A 16,196-nucleotide genomic window follows, 5' to 3' on the forward strand; every position below is an offset into this window, starting at 1 on the left:
GCACTCCGAGGTACGTACTTACGATTCGAGAGTAACTCTCCCTAGGTTAGTTCTCACCGGAAACACCGGAAGAAAACGAACGAGCGAGCGAACCTGCGGAAGAGGCGATGGCGATGAGCACGACGATGCTGGCGGCAGTGACCGAAGGCTTCGGCGGCCCCGAGCGGATCGAGGTCGTACGGGTGCCGATCCCGCGGCCGGGCGCCGGGCAGGTCCGCGTACGGGTCCGGGCGGCCGGCCTGAACCCGGTCGACGGCGCGGTACGGGCCGGGGTCTTCGGTGGCGAGGGGCAGCGGCTCGGCTTCGGGTGGGACGTGGCGGGCGAGATCGACGAGCTCGGCGCGGACGTGGCCGGCTGGGCGGTGTCCGACCGGGTGGTCGGCCTGCACTACGGGCCGGTCAAGCCGCTCGGTACGCACGCGGAGTACGCGGTGCTCGACGCGTCGGCGCTCGCTCCGGCTCCGGTCACGGTCGACCAGGTCACGGCGGCCGCGCTGCCGCTGAGCGGCCTGACCGCCGCCCGTGCGGTGGACCTCCTGGAACTCCCGGCCGGGGCCGCGGTCCTGGTCACCGGCGCGGCGGGGGCGGTCGGCGGCCTCGCGGTCCAGCTGGCGGCGCGGGCCGGCTACGTGGTGACGGCCCTGGCGGGACCCGGTGACGAGGCACTCGTACGGTCCCTGGGCGCGGCCCACTTCGTCCCGCGCGGCGCGGCTCCGGCCGCCGCGGTGGACGGCGTCGTGGATACGGCGGTCCTCGGCGGTCCGGCCCTGGCCTTCGTCCGCGACGGCGGCACCTACGTCGGCCTGATTCCCCACGCGGCCCCGGCGGCGGAGCGGGGCGTCCGCGTGGTGGAGCAGGAGGTCGCGGCGGACGGCGCGCACCTGGCCCGCCTGGTGAAGCTGGTCGACACGGGTGACCTGACGCTCAGGGTGGCGCGCACCTTCCCCCTGGCGGAGGCCCCCAAGGCCCACGCCCACCTCGCGGACCCGGGCACGCGCGGCCGCATCGTCCTGACGGCCTGAGGCCGCGGCCCGGCGGCCGGGGCCGGGCCCGGCGCCGCACTGGGCAGCGCCGGGGCCCAGGACCCGTGCACGCGGGTGCCGTATCGGTGCCTAGTACAGGCCCTTGTAGATCTGCCAGCCGGTGGCGATCTTCACGCGGCTGCCGAAGGTGCCCTTGCCGGTGCCGGGGATCCGCCAGATGACGCCGGAGGTGTCCCGGGCCAGGAGGTCGGCGCGGCCGTCGCCGTTCAGGTCACCTGCGGCGACCACGGAGTTGTACGTCGAGCCCCAGCTGTCGGCGATCTTCACCGGCGCGGCGAAGCCGCCCTTGCCGTTGCCGTTCATGCGCCACAGCCGGTTGGACTTGTCCTGGAGGACCAGGTCGCCGAACCGGTCGCCGTTGAGGTCGCCGGCGCCGAGGATCTTCTTGTAGCCCTTGTACGAGCCGGGGATCTGTACGCGCGGTGCGAGGAGGCCGTCCTTGGCGCGGGCGTACCGGTACAGGGCGCCGGTCGAGGCGTTGCGGGCGACGAGTTCTGCCGGGCCGCCGCCGGCGACGTCGCCGGGGGAGGTCAGCACGTCGTACTGGTTCCAGCCTCCGCCGATGAGCGTCTTTGGGGTCTTGGGCGTGAAGGTACTGCCCGGGTTGGCGGTGTAACGGCGGAGCTCACCCTGGGAATTGCGGATCAGCAGGTCGTTGGTGAGGTCGAGGGCCGGTCCCTTGACCGGGATGGGCAGGGTGCCGGCGGGCCAGCCGTAGCCGGTGCCGGTGCCCTTGAAGGCGCCGGTGGCGCGGTCCCCGTAGATCGAGCGGATGCCGCCGTTGGTGGTCATGACGAGCGCGTCGCCGATGCCGTCGGGCTTGCCGGAGGCGCTGCCCTGGTCACGCAAGGCGGAGGCGCCGTTGTAGACGGTGACCGTGCCGGTGGCCAGGGTCTGCTCACTGGCGTCCCCGGGCATCGACGTGGCCTTGAGGGTCCACTTCACGGGGCCGCTGGGGGTGTGGGTGGTCCCGTCGTCCCCGTAGCCGTCCCAGATCACCGAGGGGCTCAGCGTCGTGCCGCCCTTGATGGTGCGCCGGAAGGCCCCGGTGGCCTCGGTGAAGGTCAGGGTCCAGGAGTAGACGGGTCGGCTGAGCCGCCACTGGGGGCGCCAGGTGTCGGACCAGTGGTCGTACAGCGACGGGACGTCGGCGCTACGGACCGTCAGGGGTGCGTTCGTGGTGTGGGCGCTGCGGAGGCCGTAGATCTCGCTCTCGCCGCCCATGTCCCAGGTGGCGGTCGCCTGGCCGTCCGGCCCCGCTGCGATCCGGCCGTCCACGTTGTCGGCGCCTTGCGAGCCCCACAGCAGGGTGCCGCCCGACCACACGCCGTCCTTGAGGCGTGCCTGGTGCAGCTGCTCGCCGCCGCCTTGCCACAGGGCCCTGACAGTGCCGTCCTTGCCGACGGCGGCGTCCTCGAAGACCGCCCCGTGCTCCGGGGACGAGAGGGTGGTCACGCGGGACCACTTGCCGTCCGTGTGGTTCAGCGTGGCGGATGCCACGCGGTGATCGCGGTCGCCCCCCTCGGTCCAAACCAGGGACACGTCGCCGTCGGGCTCGACCAGCGGCTCGGAGGTCGACGTCCACGGGCTCGTGCCGACCCTGAGGTCCGCCGCACGTCGCCAGTCGGCCTTCGCGTCGGGCACGACGGCAGTGTGGAGCAGCCGGTCGTTCTCGCCCTTGAGCTGCTCGGTCCACGTCAGGGCCACGGCGCGGCCGGCGCCGCCGGCCAGTCGGGGTTCGCCCAGAACGGTGACGGAGTCCGCGACCGGAACGGGCGCCGTCCAGCCGGCCGAGCCGGCCGGGCGGGTGGACGTACGGATGCTGGAGCCGCCGTTCTCCTTCAGCTGGCGGAAGGCGACCACGGGTGTGCCGTCGGAGTCGACGGTGGCCTCGGGCCGTTCGGCCCCGGGGTCGTCGTCCGCGGCGGCGTTGCTCACCTGGGCTGCGGCGGACCACGTGCCGTCGGGGGTGCGGGTGGCCGCCCAGACGGAAGACTCGGTGCCGTAGGTCTTGCGCTGCTGCCAGGTGAGGGCGACGGTGCCGTCGGCGCCGGCGGCCAGGTCGGGTTTCGTCGGGACGAGCCTCTTGTCCAGGTCGAAGAGGGTGGTGGGCGCCGACCACGTGCCGTTCTGCAGGGTGGAGGTGACGAGCCGGAGCGGCACCTTGCCCCACTGGGCGGGATCCGCGACGTCCGGGTACTCGGTCCACGCGGCGACCACGTCACCGCCCACGAGGGTGAGGGTGGCCTGTCCCTTCCACTCGGCCGACGAGGACAGCTGCTTCGGGGTCTCCCAGGTGTCTTCGCCGGCCGGGCGCACGGCTGCCTGGAGCACGGGCCGCCACGATCCGGAGATGAGGGCGTCCTGGTAGAAGAGCACCACCGCGGAGCCGTCGTCCCGCTGGACGAGTCCCTGCGTGTACGGGTCGACCCGCACCTTGGAGACGGTCGACCAGGTGGTCCACGGCGGCAGGTCCGCCGCGTGGGCGGTGCCGGCCAGTGCCGGGGCGGTGCCGGCCATGACGGCGGCGACGACCAGCGCGGACAGGCCGCGGCGGCGCGGGCCGCGTGCGGGACGGACGGAAGCAGGCAGGTGCACGGATCCCCCAGGGTGCGAAAACGCGTTACTCGCAGGGGAGACACACGAAAACCCCGCGGGGTTGTACTGCCTGGGCGATTGCCTGCGCCGCGGACGGGAGGCCCTCGCAGAGGGCCGCCCACCGGGCCGCCCGCAGGGGGTGAATGGCCGGATCAGGGCCAGACGAGGCAGTACGGCTGGTGCCCCGCCTCGTGCAGCCGATGGCTGAAATCCTGCCATTCGTGGAGCAGCTGGTAGACGTTGAAGGCGTCGCGGGGGCCGCCGCGGTCGGGGACCGTGGACCAGATGAAGGCGGCGGCGCCGACCGATTCCTCGCCGATGCCGCGCAGCGGGTCGACGACGGTCATCGGGAGTTTCACGACGGCGTAGTCGGGGTGGAGGACGACCAGTTCCAGCGGGGGCACCTTGTGCAGGGGTATGCCCTCGATGCCGGTCAGGACCATCGCGGCGACGGTTTCCGGCTTGATCTTGCTGAACATGCCGCCCATGCCGAGCTCGTCGCCGCCGAGCTCCTCCGGCCGCATCGTCACCGGGACGCGCGCGGCCGTGGCCCCGTCGGGGGCGCCGAAGTACTTGTACGTCACGCCCATGCCGCGGCCCCTGGGGAGGCCGTCGGGGTCCTGCGTGGGGCCCGGTACGTGTTCTGCCGCGTCCGTGGCGCGACGGCGGTGCTTGCCGCGGCGACGTTCCCGGGCGCGCTGCGGGTCCAGGCCGTCCGTGCCCTCGCCCGGTCCACCACCGCGTTGCATATCTCCACCCGACGTGTCTTGCCTGCCCCGGCCCCGTGACCCCCGCCACGCAGCCTGATCATCATGGCAGTGACCTCCCCCGGGGCGGCGCGGTGAAACGCCCGTCCGCAAGTCAGTCGCGGCCTGATGAGACCATGGCTGGTGTGAGCTACCCGTACCCGTATGAAGCCAAAGTCTCGCAGACTCTCTTTGACCGCGCGTCCCTCGTGACGCCTGGCGGCGTGAACTCTCCCGTGCGCGCCTTCCGCGCCGTGGGCGGAACGCCCAGGTTCATGGTGTCCGGTACCGGTCCGTACCTGACCGATGCCGACGGGCGCGAGTACGTCGACCTCGTCTGCTCGTGGGGGCCGATGATCCTCGGCCACGCCCACCCGGCCGTGGTGGAGGCCATCCAGGCCGCCGTCGTCCGCGGCACCTCCTTCGGTACCCCCGGTGAGGGGGAGGTCGCGCTCGCCGAGGAGATCGTCGCGCGGATCGAGCCCGTGGAGCAGGTCCGCCTGGTGTCCTCCGGGACCGAGGCGACCATGTCCGCGATCCGCCTCGCCCGCGGGTTCACCGGCCGCGCCAAGATCGTGAAGTTCGCCGGCTGCTACCACGGGCACGTGGACTCGCTGCTGGCCGCGGCCGGATCCGGGCTCGCGACCTTCGCGCTGCCGGACACCCCCGGCGTGACGGGCGCGCAGGCCGGGGACACGATCGTGCTCCCCTACAACGATCTGGAATCGGTCCGGGCGGCCTTCGCCGCGCACCCGGGCGAGATCGCCTGTGTGATCACCGAGGCCGCGCCCGGCAACATGGGCGTCGTGACCCCGGGGGAGGGCTTCAACCAGGGGCTCGCCGACCTGTGCCGGGCGAACGGCGCCCTGTACATCTCCGACGAGGTCATGACGGGTTTCCGTACCTCGCGCGCCGGCTGGTACGGCGTGGACGGGGTCAAGCCCGACCTGATGACCTTCGGCAAGGTCATGGGCGGCGGCTTCCCGGCCGCGGCGTTCGGCGGCCGTGCGGACGTCATGGGCCACCTGGCTCCCGCCGGTCCCGTCTACCAGGCGGGCACGCTGTCCGGTAACCCGATCGCGACGGCCGCGGGTCTGGCGCAGCTGCGGCTGCTCGACGAGGCGGCGTACGAGAAGGTCGACGCGGTGTCGCTCCAGATCCAGGGGCTGGTCACCGAGGCGCTCACCAAGGCGGGCGTCGCGCACCGGCTGCAGACCGCCTCCAACATGTTCTCGGTGTTCTTCACCGAGGGCGAGGTCCGCAACTACGACGACGCGAAGAAGCAGGAAGCCTTCCGCTTCAACGGCTTCTTCCACTCGATGCTGGCGCAGGGCGTCTACCTGCCGCCGTCGGCGTTCGAGTCGTGGTTCGTGTCCACCTCCCACGACGACAAGGCGATCGAGCGCATCGCGGCCGCCCTGCCGGCCGCCGCCCGGGCCGCCGCGGAGGCCACCGCATGAGCGCCGGAACGAGCGGCGGAACGAGCGCCGGAACGGGTGCCGGAGGCAGTGCCCCTGCCGAGGGCAACGAGATCACCGTCGTCCACGTGGTCCGCCACGGCGAGGTGCACAACCCGGACGGGGTCCTCTACGGCCGCCGCGCCGGCTACCACCTCTCCGAGCTGGGCCGCAAGATGGCGGACCGGGTCGCGGAGCACCTGGAGAACCGGGACGTGACGTACGTCGTGGCCTCCCCGCTGGAGCGGGCCCAGGAGACGGCCGCGCCGATCGCCAAGTCGCACGGGCTGGACCTCGCGACCGACGGCCGCCTCCTCGAGGCGGGCAACGTCTTCGAGGGCAAGACCTTCGGGGTCGGGGACGGCGCGCTGCGCAGGCCCGAGAACTGGAAGCACCTGACGAACCCGTTCAAGCCGTCCTGGGGCGAGCCGTACGTCGAGCAGGTCGTGCGGATGATGAGCGCGATCGAGTCCGCCCGTGACGCGGCCCGCGGCCACGAGGCGGTGGCGGTCAGCCACCAGCTCCCGATCTGGATCGTACGGAGCTTCGCGGAGAAGCGGCGGCTGTGGCACGACCCGCGCCGCCGCCAGTGCACGCTGGCCTCGCTGACCTCGTTCACGTACCAGGGCGACAGGCTGGTGTCGGTGGGCTACAGCGAGCCGGCCCGGGACCTGGTCCCGGCGCACCTCCTCGCGGGGGCGAAGCCGGTGAAGGGCAAGTCCAAGGCGTTCGGGGCGTAAGCCCCGGCAGGACGACGGTACGGATTGCCGGGCCCGGCCCCCCTGGGGGGCGGGCCCGGAGTCATGAGCCCGGGGCGCAGCCCGGTTCGAGGCGCATTCCGGTTCGAGGCGCAACCCCTCGGGGCGTGCCCGTTTGGTCAAGACTCTGCCTAATTTCATACAAGTTGCCGGACGTGGCCGTGTCGCCTCTCGACATCGCCGAAATGTCCGTTTGTATGAATTGCATGAGCGATATGCGCGGCTTCAGCCGAAGGGGAGTACTCGGACTCGGACTTGGAGCCGCCGCGGCGGCCGGCATCGCCGGCTGCAGCGTCGGCGGCCCGTCCGGCACGGGCAACCCGGGCCCGGCCAATCCGACGGGCACCGCCCCGCCCACCGGCCCGGTGGTCAAGCCCATCGGTGACGGATCCACCGCCGACACCGGGCCGCAGCCACACCAGCCGGCCGCCCCCGTACCCCTCCAGCCGGGCGAGACCCCGCCGCAGTTCGTGGTGTTCAGCTGGGACGGCGCGGGCGAGATCGGCAACGGCCTCTTCCCCCGGTTCCTCAAGCTCGCCAAGGACCACGGCGCGGCGATGACCTTCTTCCTCTCGGGCATCTACCTGCTCCCCGAGTCGAAGAAGAGCCTCTACAAGCCCCCGAACAACCCCGTCGGCGCCTCCGACATCGGGTACCTCAAGGACGAGAACGTCCGCAACACCCTCACGTACGTGCGCGAGGCCTGGCTCGACGGCCACGAGATAGGCACCCACTTCAACGGGCACTTCTGCGGCGGCTCCGGCTCGGTCGGCAAGTGGACCCCCGAGGACTGGCGGAGCGAGATCGACCAGGCCGTGTCCTTCGTCACCAACTGGCGCACCAACACCGGCTGGACCGACCTCGAACCGCTGCCCTTCGACTACCGCAAGGAGCTGGTCGGCGCCCGCACCCCCTGCCTGCTCGGCCAGGACAACCTGCTGCCGACCGCGCAGAAGCTGGGCTGGCGCTACGACTCCAGCTCGCCCGGCGGCCTCCAGCAGTGGCCGGTCAAGCGCGGGGGCCTGTGGGACCTGCCGCTGCAGTCGCTCCCGTTCCCGGGGCACTCCTTCGAGGTGCTGTCGATGGACTACAACATCCTCGCGAACCAGTCGAAGAACACCACCAAGGGCGTCCCGTCCAACTACCCGGCCTGGCGCACCCAGGCCACCGCCGCCTACCTCGGCGGCTTCAAGCGGGCCTACGAGACCAACCGCGCGCCCCTGTTCATCGGCAACCACTTCGAGGAGTGGAACGGCGGCATCTACATGGACGCCGTCGAGGAGTCCCTCAAGGGCATGGCGGACAAAAAGGACGTACGCCTCGTATCCTTCCGGCAGTTCGCCGACTGGCTGGACGTCCAGGACTCGAGCGTTCTGGCCAAGCTGCGCACCCTCGGACCCGGCCAGTCGCCGACCGGTGGCTGGGGCACGTATCTCACCGGCGCCTGACCAGCGGCTTAGCACACCCCCCGGGGGGCGCGGAAGATCCGCAAACCGCACATGCGAAACTTTTCACATGAGCTTTAGCCGCGTCCCTCGGAGCCGCTCGATCAGCGGCCGCGCCACCCTGCTGACCGTGGTGACCCTCACCGGCGCCCTCACCCTCACGGCATGCGGGGACGACGGCGGCAAGCCCTCCGGTTCCGCCGGGGGCAACTACGTGACGGGCTCCAGCGGCATCTCCACCGTCGCCAAGGCCGACCGCACCGACGCCCCCAAGCTCGACGGGGAGACGGTGGACGGCAAGACCCTGGACACCACCACCCTCAAGGGCAAGGTCGTCGTCCTCAACGTCTGGGGCTCCTGGTGCCCGCCGTGCCGGGCCGAGGCCCCGTCGTTCGCGAAAGTCGCCAAGGAACTGGAGGCGGCCGGCCAGCCGGTCGCCTTCGTCGGCATCAACACCCGCGACAACACCAAGCAGAACGCGGCCTCCTTCGAAGAGGACTACGGAATCACCTACCCGAGCCTCTTCGACCCGGACGGCAAGCTGATGCTCCGGTTCCCCAAGGGCACGCTCAACCCGAACGCCATTCCCTCCACGCTCGTCCTCGACAAGGACGGCAAGATCGCCGCCCGAACCCTGGCCGCGCTCAGCGAGGCGAAGCTGCGCTCGATGATCGACCCGCTGCTCGCGGAGAAGTGACCCCGTGGTCACCGAGCTCTCCGCGCTCTCCGCGCTCTCCGAGACCGTGCTCGCCGCCGAATCGACCGGCGTGAACACGACCGTCCTCAACGGCGGCCTGCTCCTGGCCCTGCCGATCTCGCTGCTCGCCGGGCTGATCTCCTTCTTCTCGCCCTGCGTGCTGCCGCTGGTCCCCGGCTACCTCTCCTACGTGACCGGCGTCGGCGGAGCCGACCTCGCCGAGGCCCGGCGCGGCCGGATGCTGGGCGGCGCGACCCTGTTCGTCCTCGGCTTCACGGCCGTGTTCACCTCGACCGGCGCGCTGTTCGGCTTCTTCGGGCGGACCCTCAACTCCAACAAGGACCTCATCTCGCAGGTGCTCGGCGGTCTGGTGATCCTGCTCGGCCTGTTCTTCATGGGCGCGATCCCCGGTCTGACGATGCGGGAGTTCCGCTTCCACAAGAAGCCGGCGGTGGGCCTGATCGGCGCGCCCGTACTCGGCGTGCTCTTCGGCCTCGGCTGGACCCCCTGCATGGGCCCGACCCTCGCCGCCGTCGGCACCCTCTCCATCGACCAGGCGACAGCGGGCCGCGGGGCGCTGCTGACCGTGGTCTTCTGTCTGGGGCTGGGGCTGCCGTTCATCGCCACGGCCCTCGCCTTCCGCAAGGCGCTGGGCGCCTTCGGCTGGGTGAAGAAGCACTATGCGTGGGTCATGCGGATCGGCGGCGGCATGCTGATCCTGACCGGCCTGCTGCTCGTCACAGGAATGTGGAGCAGCATCGTCAGCGAGATGCAGAGCTGGACCAACGGCTTCACGGTGGGGATCTGAGGACTACACGGACATGAGTACGACCGACAAGGCGTCCACCGAGGCGCCGCACGATGCCCCGGAGTCCGAGGATTCCGCTTCCGCCGACGTCTCGGCCGAATCCTCCGCGGAAGCCTCCGCCGAGGCCGCGGCCGGCGCGCAGCTGTCCACCGCCCCCCTGGAGGACGCCCCCGGCGGCCCCGTGGGCATCGGGGTGCTCGGCTGGGCCCGCTGGTTCTGGCGGCAGCTCACCTCCATGCGGGTGGCGCTGATCCTGCTCTTCATGCTGTCGCTGGCGTCCATCCCCGGCTCGCTGGTCCCGCAGAACCAGGTCGACCTGATGAAGGTCGCCGCCTGGAAGAAGGAGCACGCCTCCTGGGTGGGAGTCGCCGAGAAGCTCCAGCTCTTCGACGTCTACAGCTCGGTGTGGTTCTCCGCGATCTACCTGCTGCTGTTCATCTCGCTGATCGGCTGCATCCTGCCGCGTTCCTGGCAGTTCGTCGGACAGCTCACCGGCCGGCCGCCGGCCGCGCCCAAGCGGCTGAAGCGGATGCCCGCGTACACGACGTGGCGCACGGACAGCTCCCCGGACGAGGTGCTCGCCACCGCGCACGGTCTGCTCGGCCGCCGCCGCTTCCGTACGGAGACCGGCGCGGGATCGGTCGCGGCCGAGAAGGGCTACCTGCGCGAGGCCGGGAACCTGATCTTCCACGTGGCGCTGATCGTCATGCTGATCGCCTTCGCCTGGGGCCAGTACTTCAAGTCCGAGGGCGGCAAGCTCGTCCTGCGCGGCAAGGGCTTCTCGAACACGCTCACCCAGTACGACGACTTCAAGGCCGGCGGCCTCTTCGACCCCGACGACCTGCCGCCCTTCTCCTTCACCCTGGACAAGTTCGACGCCACCTTCGAGCGGACGGGCCCGCAGAAGGGCACCCCGCGGGACTTCAAGGCGTACGTCACCTTCAGCGACGGCGCGCACGGCAAGCCGGAGAAGCGCGAGATCCAGGTCAACAAGCCGCTGGAGGTGGACGGCTCCAAGGTCTACCTGCTCGGCCACGGCTACGCGCCGGTCATCTCGGTGACCGACTCCACCGGCAAGGTGGTCTACAAGGACGCCGTGCCGATGCTGCCGCAGGACGGCAACCTGACCTCCACCGGCGCCGTCAAGGTCACCGACGGCTACAAGGACAAGGACGGGAAGAAGACGCAGCTCGGCTTCGCCGCGATGTTCGTTCCGACCTTCGCGGGCGCCGGCCAGGGCACGATGTTCTCGCAGTTCCCGGAGCTGGACTTCCCGGCGCTCGCGCTGAACGCGTGGCACGGCAGCCTCGGGGTGGACTCGGGCCTGCCGCAGAACGTGTACCAGCTGGACACCTCCAAGATGGAGCAGTTCAAGACCGAGGACGGCCAGCCGCTCGCGAAGCGGATGCTGCCCGGGGAGACCATGGAACTGCCCGGCGGCCAGGGCACCGTGAAGTTCGAGGGCATCGAGCGCTGGGCGACCTTCTCGATCACCCACCAGCCCGGCAGCGGCCTCGCCCTCGCGGGCGCCGTCGCCGCCATCGCCGGACTCGCGGGCTCCCTCTTCATCCAGCGCCGCCGGATCTGGGTGCGCGCGTTCCGCGGCAAGGACGGCGTGACCGTCGTCGAGATGGCGGGCCTCGGCCGCAGCGAGTCCGCCAAGCTCCCCGAGGAGCTGGCGGCCCTGGCCGGCGCGCTCCACGAACAGGCGCCCACGGCGGCGCCCCCGCCGGCCGCCGCCGATACCGCACCAGAATCCGACCCTGCAGAACCTGCCGAAGAAGCCGAAGAAGTCGAAGGGGAGCGCGCGTGATGCAGCTCGCGGCCGCAGCCAACGAGAGTCTGGCTCACCTCAGCAACAACCTGATCTACGCGTCCATGGCGGTCTACACCCTCGCCTTCTTCGCCCACATCGCCGAGTGGATCTTCGGCAGCCGCAGCAAGGTGGCCCGTACGGCCGCCGCGCTCACCCGGTCCGGGGACGCCTCCGCGGCCGAGGCCGCCGCTCCCGCCGTCCAGGTGCGGGGCAAGGCCGGTACCGCCGTCCTCGACAAGCCCAAGGTGGTCACGCGCAGCGCCGCCGGCACCCGTGACGTCCCGGACGGCCCCGGCGCGGCCGGCGGCACCGTCCAGGGCGACCTGTACGGGCGCATCGCGATCTCGCTGACCACCCTCGGCTTCCTGCTCGCGGCGGGCGGGGTCGGCGCCCGCGCGATGTCCGTGGAGCGCGCCCCCTGGGGCAACATGTACGAGTTCTCGATCACCTTCTCCACGGTGGCCGTCGGCGCGTACCTGCTGCTCCTCGCGCTGAAGAAGAACGTCCGCTGGCTCGGCCTGTTCCTGGTCACCACGGTCCTGCTCGACCTGGGCATCGCCACCACGGTGCTCTACACCGACAGCGACCAGCTGGTCCCCGCGCTGAAGTCGTACTGGCTGCTGATCCATGTCTCCACCGCGATCATCTGCGGTGCGGTCTTCTACATCGGCGCGGCCGGCGCGGTCATGTACCTCTTCCGCGACTCCTACGAGGCGAAGCTCGCGCGCGGCGGCAAGCCGGGCAAGTTCGCCACCTCGGTCTGGGAGCGCTTCCCGTCGGCGGCCTCGCTCGACAAGTTCTCGTACCGCATCAACGCGGCCGTCTTCCCGCTGTGGACCTTCACGATCATCGCGGGCGCGATCTGGGCCGGCGACGCGTGGGGCCGCTACTGGGGCTGGGACCCCAAGGAGGTCTGGTCCTTCGTGACCTGGGTGGCGTACGCCTGCTACCTGCACGCCCGTGCCACCGCCGGCTGGAAGGGCCGCAAGGCCGCGTACCTCGCGCTCTTCGCGTTCGCCTGCTGGATCTGGAACTACTACGGCGTGAACATCCTGCTGAGCGGCAAGCACTCGTACGCGGGCGTCTGACCCCGTCGGACGGAACACAGGAGGGGCCGGGCAGCCGAAAGGCGGCCCGGCCCCTCCTGTGTTCCCTCCCCGTCACCAGGCGGGGCGCAGCGGCGGGAGGGGGCCGTCCCCGTTCAGGGTGCGCACCAGGCGGCCCAGTTCGGCGCGCAGCGCGCCGAGGTCGACGCTGCCGCGGCCGAGTTCGGCCTCCAGCTCGTGCAGGACCCGTCCGGCGGCCCCCAGGTGGGCGGTCGCGGCCTCCGTGAGGACCACCAGCTTGCGCCGGCCGCCCTCGGGGTGCGGGGTGCGGCGCAGGTAGCCGCGCCGCTCCAGGTCGTCGACGAGTTGCCCGGCGGCCTGCTTGGTCACCCCGAGCCGCTCGGCGAGCTCGGTGGCGGTGGCGCCGGAGGTCCCCAGGGCCTGGAAGGCCATGCCGTGCAGGGGGCGCAGGCCGTCGGCGTACCCGGCTTCGTCGAGGCGGCGGGTGAACTCGCCGAGCAGGAGCTGGAAGCCGAGGCCGAGCAGGAAGGTCAGCTCGATGTCGGGTCCGGCGTTCTCGTGGATGGTCACGGAAACATGGTGACACACGTGAGTCAAGCTGCTTTACTCATCTGAGTAAAGCAGCTTGACTCACTCGCCTGCCCCGGAAGCGAAGGAATCGCCGTGCGCGTCATCACCCCGTCCCCCGACCACGTCACCACCACCCCGAACGCGACCATGACCGGCTTCGCCTCCCCCAGCCGGGGCAGCGCCGAACTGAGCACCTGGCACGCCGCCATCCCTGCCGGAATCACCGGCCCCGAGCACTCCGTCAGCCGCGAGCAGGTCTGGACGGTCACCGTCGGCGCCCTGGACGTCACCTGCGGCGGCCGCACCGAGAAGGTCGCCGCGGGCGAGGCCGTGGTGCTACCCCCGGACGTCCTGCGCCACGTCCACGCCCTGGCGGACACCGAGGTGTACGTCGCCATGCGCGCCGACGGCCTCGTCTCCGTCCCCGGCACCGAGGGCACCCGCCCCCTGCCCTGGGCGGTGTGAGCCTCGCCGGAGCCCCGGCAGGCTGACGGCCGCGGCCACCAGGACCGCCGCGAAGGGGACGAGCAGCGCCGCCCGGTACCCCGCTGGTGTGACGGGGTCGGCGGCGCCGGCCGCCACCCCCGTCACACCGGCCAGCCCGAGCGCCGCGCCGAACTGGAACGCCGTGTAGAGGAGACCGCCCGCCAGGCCCTGCTCCTCCTCCGCGACCCCCTCGGTGGCGACGATGGTCAGCGGCCCGTAGACCAGGGCGAAGGCCAGGCCGAGCAGGATCAGGCCCGGCAGCATCAGCAGGTAGGGCCAGTCGGCGCCCAGCGGCAGGAACAGCCCGTACGCCAGCGCCGCCAGCAGCAGGCCGCCGAAGATCAGCCGGCCGTTCCCGTACCGCGCCACCAGCTTCGGCACCACGGTCGGCGAGAGGACCGCGTCGATCCCGATCACCAGCATCGCGAGGCTGGTCTGGAGCGTGGACCAGCCGCGCAGTTCCTGGAGGTAGAGCACCACCAGGAACTGGAAGCCGAAGAACGCGGCAGAGAACAGCAGCGCCGCCGCATTGGCCCGCAGCAGCCCGGGCGAGCGCAGGATCCCGAGCCGGACCAGGGGCTCCGCCGTGCGCCGCTCGACGAGGGCGAACGCCCCGAGCAGGGCCAGCCCCGCCACCGCGGGCAGCGCCGCGAGCTCCTCCACACCGAGGACGAGCAGGACGACGCCCGCGGTCACGAGCACCCCGCCCCACACGTCGATCCGGCCCCGGCCCCGGCGCGCGCCCGGTTCGCCATCGGCGGCCTTCGGTACGAAGGTCAGCGCGCCCGCCAGGATCAGCGCGGCCAGTGCCACGGGAGCGAAGAACACCCAGCGCCAGCCCACCGAGGCGAGCAGCCCGCCCGCGACCAGCCCGACGGAGAACCCGGCCGCCGCCGTGCCCGAGTACACGAGCAGCGCCTTCTCGCGCTGGGGGCCCTCGTCGAAGCCGGTGGTGATGATGGACAGGCCCGCCGGGGTCATGAAGGCGGCGGCGACCCCGGTCACGAAGCGGGCGGCGATCAGCTGCCAGCCCTCGGTGGCGAGTCCGCCGAGCCCGGAGAAGAGCAGGAACACCGTCAGCCAGCCGATGAACATCCGGCGGCGTCCGAAGAGATCGGCCGCACGGCCGCCGAGCAGCATGAAGCCGCCGTAGCCGAGCACGTAGGCGCTCATCACCCACTGGAGCGTGCCGGTTTCGAGGCCGAGGTCGGCGCGGATGGACGGCAGGGCCACGTTCAGCATCGCGACGTCGATGCCTTCGAGGAAGATGGCGCCGCACAGGACGAGCAGGACGCCGAGTCGGCGCCCGCGGATGGAATGGAGGGAGTCCACGGAAGGACCTCGCAGGATGGAGGGAGGGAAGAGCGGGAAGTTGCCGGCTCAACCACCCTCGCCCGCCACCCGTACGGGAACAACGCCGAAGACCTCAACGTTCGTTCAGCCATGCTTACCGATCGCGATGAGCTGGACTGCTTCCTGATCCTGGCCGAGGAACTGCACTTCGGCCGCACCGCCGAGCGCATGCTGCTCTCCCGGGCCCGCGTCAGCCAGCTCGTGCAGCGCCTCGAGCGGCGCGTCGGCGCCCGGCTCTTCCTGCGTACCAGCCGCAGCGTCGCCCTCACCTCGCTCGGCGCCCAGCTCCGCGCCGACCTGGAACCCCACCACCGCGGCATCGCCGCCGCCCTGGACCGGGCCGCCGCGACGGCCCGCGCCGCGGACGGGGTGCTGCACGTCGGCTTCACCACCCCGCCCGCCGGTGAACTCGTCCTGCGCGCCGCGCAGGCCCTGCGCAGCACGCACCCCGGCATCACCGTCGAGGTGTGCGAGGTGCCGCTCTCCGACCCGTACGGGCAACTGCGCGGCGGGGCCTTCGACGTGGCCTTCGCCGAGTTCCCGGTGCGCGAACCCGATCTGGGGGAGGGGCCGGCGCTGTTCACCGAGGCGCGGGCGCTGGCCGTGTCGGCAGGGCATCCGCTGGCCGCACGGGACTCCGTGACGCTGGAGGAACTGGCGGGGGTCGCACTGCTGGGCGTCGCCGGGGACCTGCCCGCGTACCTGCGCGAACACCAGGCTCCGGCGCGCACCCCGGCCGGGCGACCGATCCGGCGCGGCCCGGAGGTGACGAACCTCCAGGAGGCCCTGATGCTGGTCGCCGCCGGCCGGGGCGCCCTGCTGACATCGGCTCACGCCGCGGCCTACCACGCCCGGCCCGGGGTCACCCACGTCCCCGTGGCCGACGCCGAGCCGGTCGGGTACGGGCTGGTCTGGCGCGCGGGTGAGGACACCGGGGCCGTACGGGCCTTCGCGCAGGCGGCGCAGCGGGCGGCGGCACGGGCGGGCGCCGCAGCCCCGTAGGACCAGGTCCCGTAGGACCAGGTCCCTGAGGGCCCGGTCCCGGAGGGCCCTACTCCTTGTCCTTCTCCTTCTCGTCCCGCTCCTCGCGCAGGGACTTCAGGAACTCCGGGTTGTCGTCGGGCGCCACCCACGTCCGGCGGCCCGGGCGCGGCCGGCCCGCGCCGCCGGGCACCCGCTTCTTGCCGGCGAAGAGCCACACGATCGGACCGACGATCGAGAAGAGCAGGATGATCAGGACCCAGACGACCTTCGGAAGGTGCTTGACCTCTTCTTCCGGCGTGTTCAGGCAGTCGATGAAGGTGTAGATGGTCAGCGCGATGATCAGCAGGAACGGCAGATAGCGCAGCACG

At 71.7% G+C, this 16,196-nt stretch carries 14 protein-coding genes and 1 pseudogene; 10 read left to right on the forward strand and 5 right to left on the reverse strand.

The genetic code is table 11. The features are described from left to right. Nucleotides 1-125 precede the first annotated feature (125 nt). Nucleotides 126-1,022 carry an NADP-dependent oxidoreductase gene (locus OG247_RS25045; protein WP_327257610.1) on the forward strand — a complete coding sequence of 299 codons (897 nt, stop codon included), beginning with the start codon at nucleotides 126-128 and terminating at the stop codon, nucleotides 1,020-1,022. A 90-nt stretch (nucleotides 1,023-1,112) separates the two neighbouring features. On the opposite strand, the gene OG247_RS25050 is transcribed toward OG247_RS25045, so the two are convergent. Together OG247_RS25050 and OG247_RS25055 are read right to left on the reverse strand one after the other, a co-directional pair. Continuing rightward, complete coding sequence (locus OG247_RS25050; RefSeq protein ID WP_327254362.1) at nucleotides 1,113-3,641, reverse strand: FG-GAP repeat domain-containing protein; 2,529 nt, start codon at nucleotides 3,639-3,641, stop codon at nucleotides 1,113-1,115. 152 nt (nucleotides 3,642-3,793) lie between these two features. Next, on the reverse strand, nucleotides 3,794-4,231 hold the full coding sequence (locus OG247_RS25055) for a hypothetical protein (protein WP_243340142.1): 438 nt from the start codon (nucleotides 4,229-4,231) through the stop codon (nucleotides 3,794-3,796). A gap of 293 nt (nucleotides 4,232-4,524) precedes the next feature. Here OG247_RS25055 and hemL point away from each other — a divergent pair, with 293 nt between their 5' ends. From hemL to ccsB, 7 genes are all read left to right on the forward strand, one after another. Then, nucleotides 4,525-5,847, forward strand: coding sequence for a glutamate-1-semialdehyde 2,1-aminomutase (gene hemL, locus OG247_RS25060; RefSeq protein WP_327254363.1), 1,323 nt, complete (start codon nucleotides 4,525-4,527; stop codon nucleotides 5,845-5,847). Beyond that, entirely contained in the window at nucleotides 5,844-6,584 is a 741-nt protein-coding gene (locus OG247_RS25065; protein WP_327254364.1) for a histidine phosphatase family protein, read from the forward strand. The genes hemL and OG247_RS25065 overlap by 4 nt, the downstream gene beginning before the upstream one ends. 233 nt (nucleotides 6,585-6,817) lie before the next feature. Further along, nucleotides 6,818-8,050, forward strand: a complete 1,233-nt coding sequence (locus OG247_RS25070) for a hypothetical protein (protein WP_327257611.1) — start codon at nucleotides 6,818-6,820, stop codon at nucleotides 8,048-8,050. Between the two features lie 67 nt (nucleotides 8,051-8,117). Continuing rightward, nucleotides 8,118-8,744 (forward strand): TlpA family protein disulfide reductase, encoded by a 627-nt coding sequence (locus OG247_RS25075; RefSeq protein ID WP_327254365.1) that lies wholly within the window; start codon nucleotides 8,118-8,120, stop codon nucleotides 8,742-8,744. Nucleotides 8,745-8,790: 46 nt separating this feature from the next. Then, nucleotides 8,791-9,552: a cytochrome c biogenesis CcdA family protein gene (locus tag OG247_RS25080; protein WP_327257612.1), complete on the forward strand. Its 762-nt coding sequence runs from the start codon at nucleotides 8,791-8,793 to the stop codon at nucleotides 9,550-9,552. Nucleotides 9,553-9,565: 13 nt separating this feature from the next. Next, complete coding sequence (resB, locus tag OG247_RS25085; RefSeq protein ID WP_327254366.1) at nucleotides 9,566-11,365, forward strand: cytochrome c biogenesis protein ResB; 1,800 nt, start codon at nucleotides 9,566-9,568, stop codon at nucleotides 11,363-11,365. Continuing rightward, complete coding sequence (ccsB, locus tag OG247_RS25090) at nucleotides 11,365-12,456, forward strand: c-type cytochrome biogenesis protein CcsB (protein ID WP_327257613.1); 1,092 nt, start codon at nucleotides 11,365-11,367, stop codon at nucleotides 12,454-12,456. Before resB ends, ccsB begins: the two co-directional genes overlap by 1 nt. Nucleotides 12,457-12,528: 72 nt before the next feature. On the opposite strand, the gene OG247_RS25095 is transcribed toward ccsB, so the two are convergent. Further along, nucleotides 12,529-13,005 (reverse strand): MarR family winged helix-turn-helix transcriptional regulator, encoded by a 477-nt coding sequence (locus OG247_RS25095; RefSeq protein WP_327254367.1) that lies wholly within the window; start codon nucleotides 13,003-13,005, stop codon nucleotides 12,529-12,531. A gap of 147 nt (nucleotides 13,006-13,152) precedes the next feature. On the opposite strand from OG247_RS25095, the pseudogene OG247_RS25100 reads away from it, so the two are divergent. Then, nucleotides 13,153-13,332, forward strand: a pseudogene (locus tag OG247_RS25100) (cupin domain-containing protein); the annotation flags it as partial. 9 nt (nucleotides 13,333-13,341) lie between these two features. On the opposite strand, the gene OG247_RS25105 reads toward OG247_RS25100, so the two are convergent. Further along, nucleotides 13,342-14,805 (reverse strand): MFS transporter, encoded by a 1,464-nt coding sequence (locus OG247_RS25105; protein ID WP_327257614.1) that lies wholly within the window; start codon nucleotides 14,803-14,805, stop codon nucleotides 13,342-13,344. Between the two features lie 129 nt (nucleotides 14,806-14,934). Between OG247_RS25105 and OG247_RS25110 the strand changes: the two genes are divergently transcribed. Then, a complete protein-coding gene (locus tag OG247_RS25110; protein WP_327254368.1) occupies nucleotides 14,935-15,846 on the forward strand; it encodes a LysR family transcriptional regulator in 912 nt (303 codons plus the stop codon). A gap of 49 nt (nucleotides 15,847-15,895) precedes the next feature. Here the strand turns inward: OG247_RS25110 and OG247_RS25115 are convergent, their stop codons facing one another. Beyond that, the gene (locus tag OG247_RS25115; protein ID WP_327254369.1) at nucleotides 15,896-16,195 is read right to left on the reverse strand and encodes a PLD nuclease N-terminal domain-containing protein; all 300 of its coding nucleotides are present in this window, start codon (nucleotides 16,193-16,195) and stop codon (nucleotides 15,896-15,898) included. Between the last annotated feature and the right edge of the window lies 1 nt (nucleotide 16,196).

The organism is Streptomyces sp. NBC_01244 (assembly GCF_035987325.1).
Classification (GTDB): Bacteria; Actinomycetota; Actinomycetes; order Streptomycetales; family Streptomycetaceae; genus Streptomyces.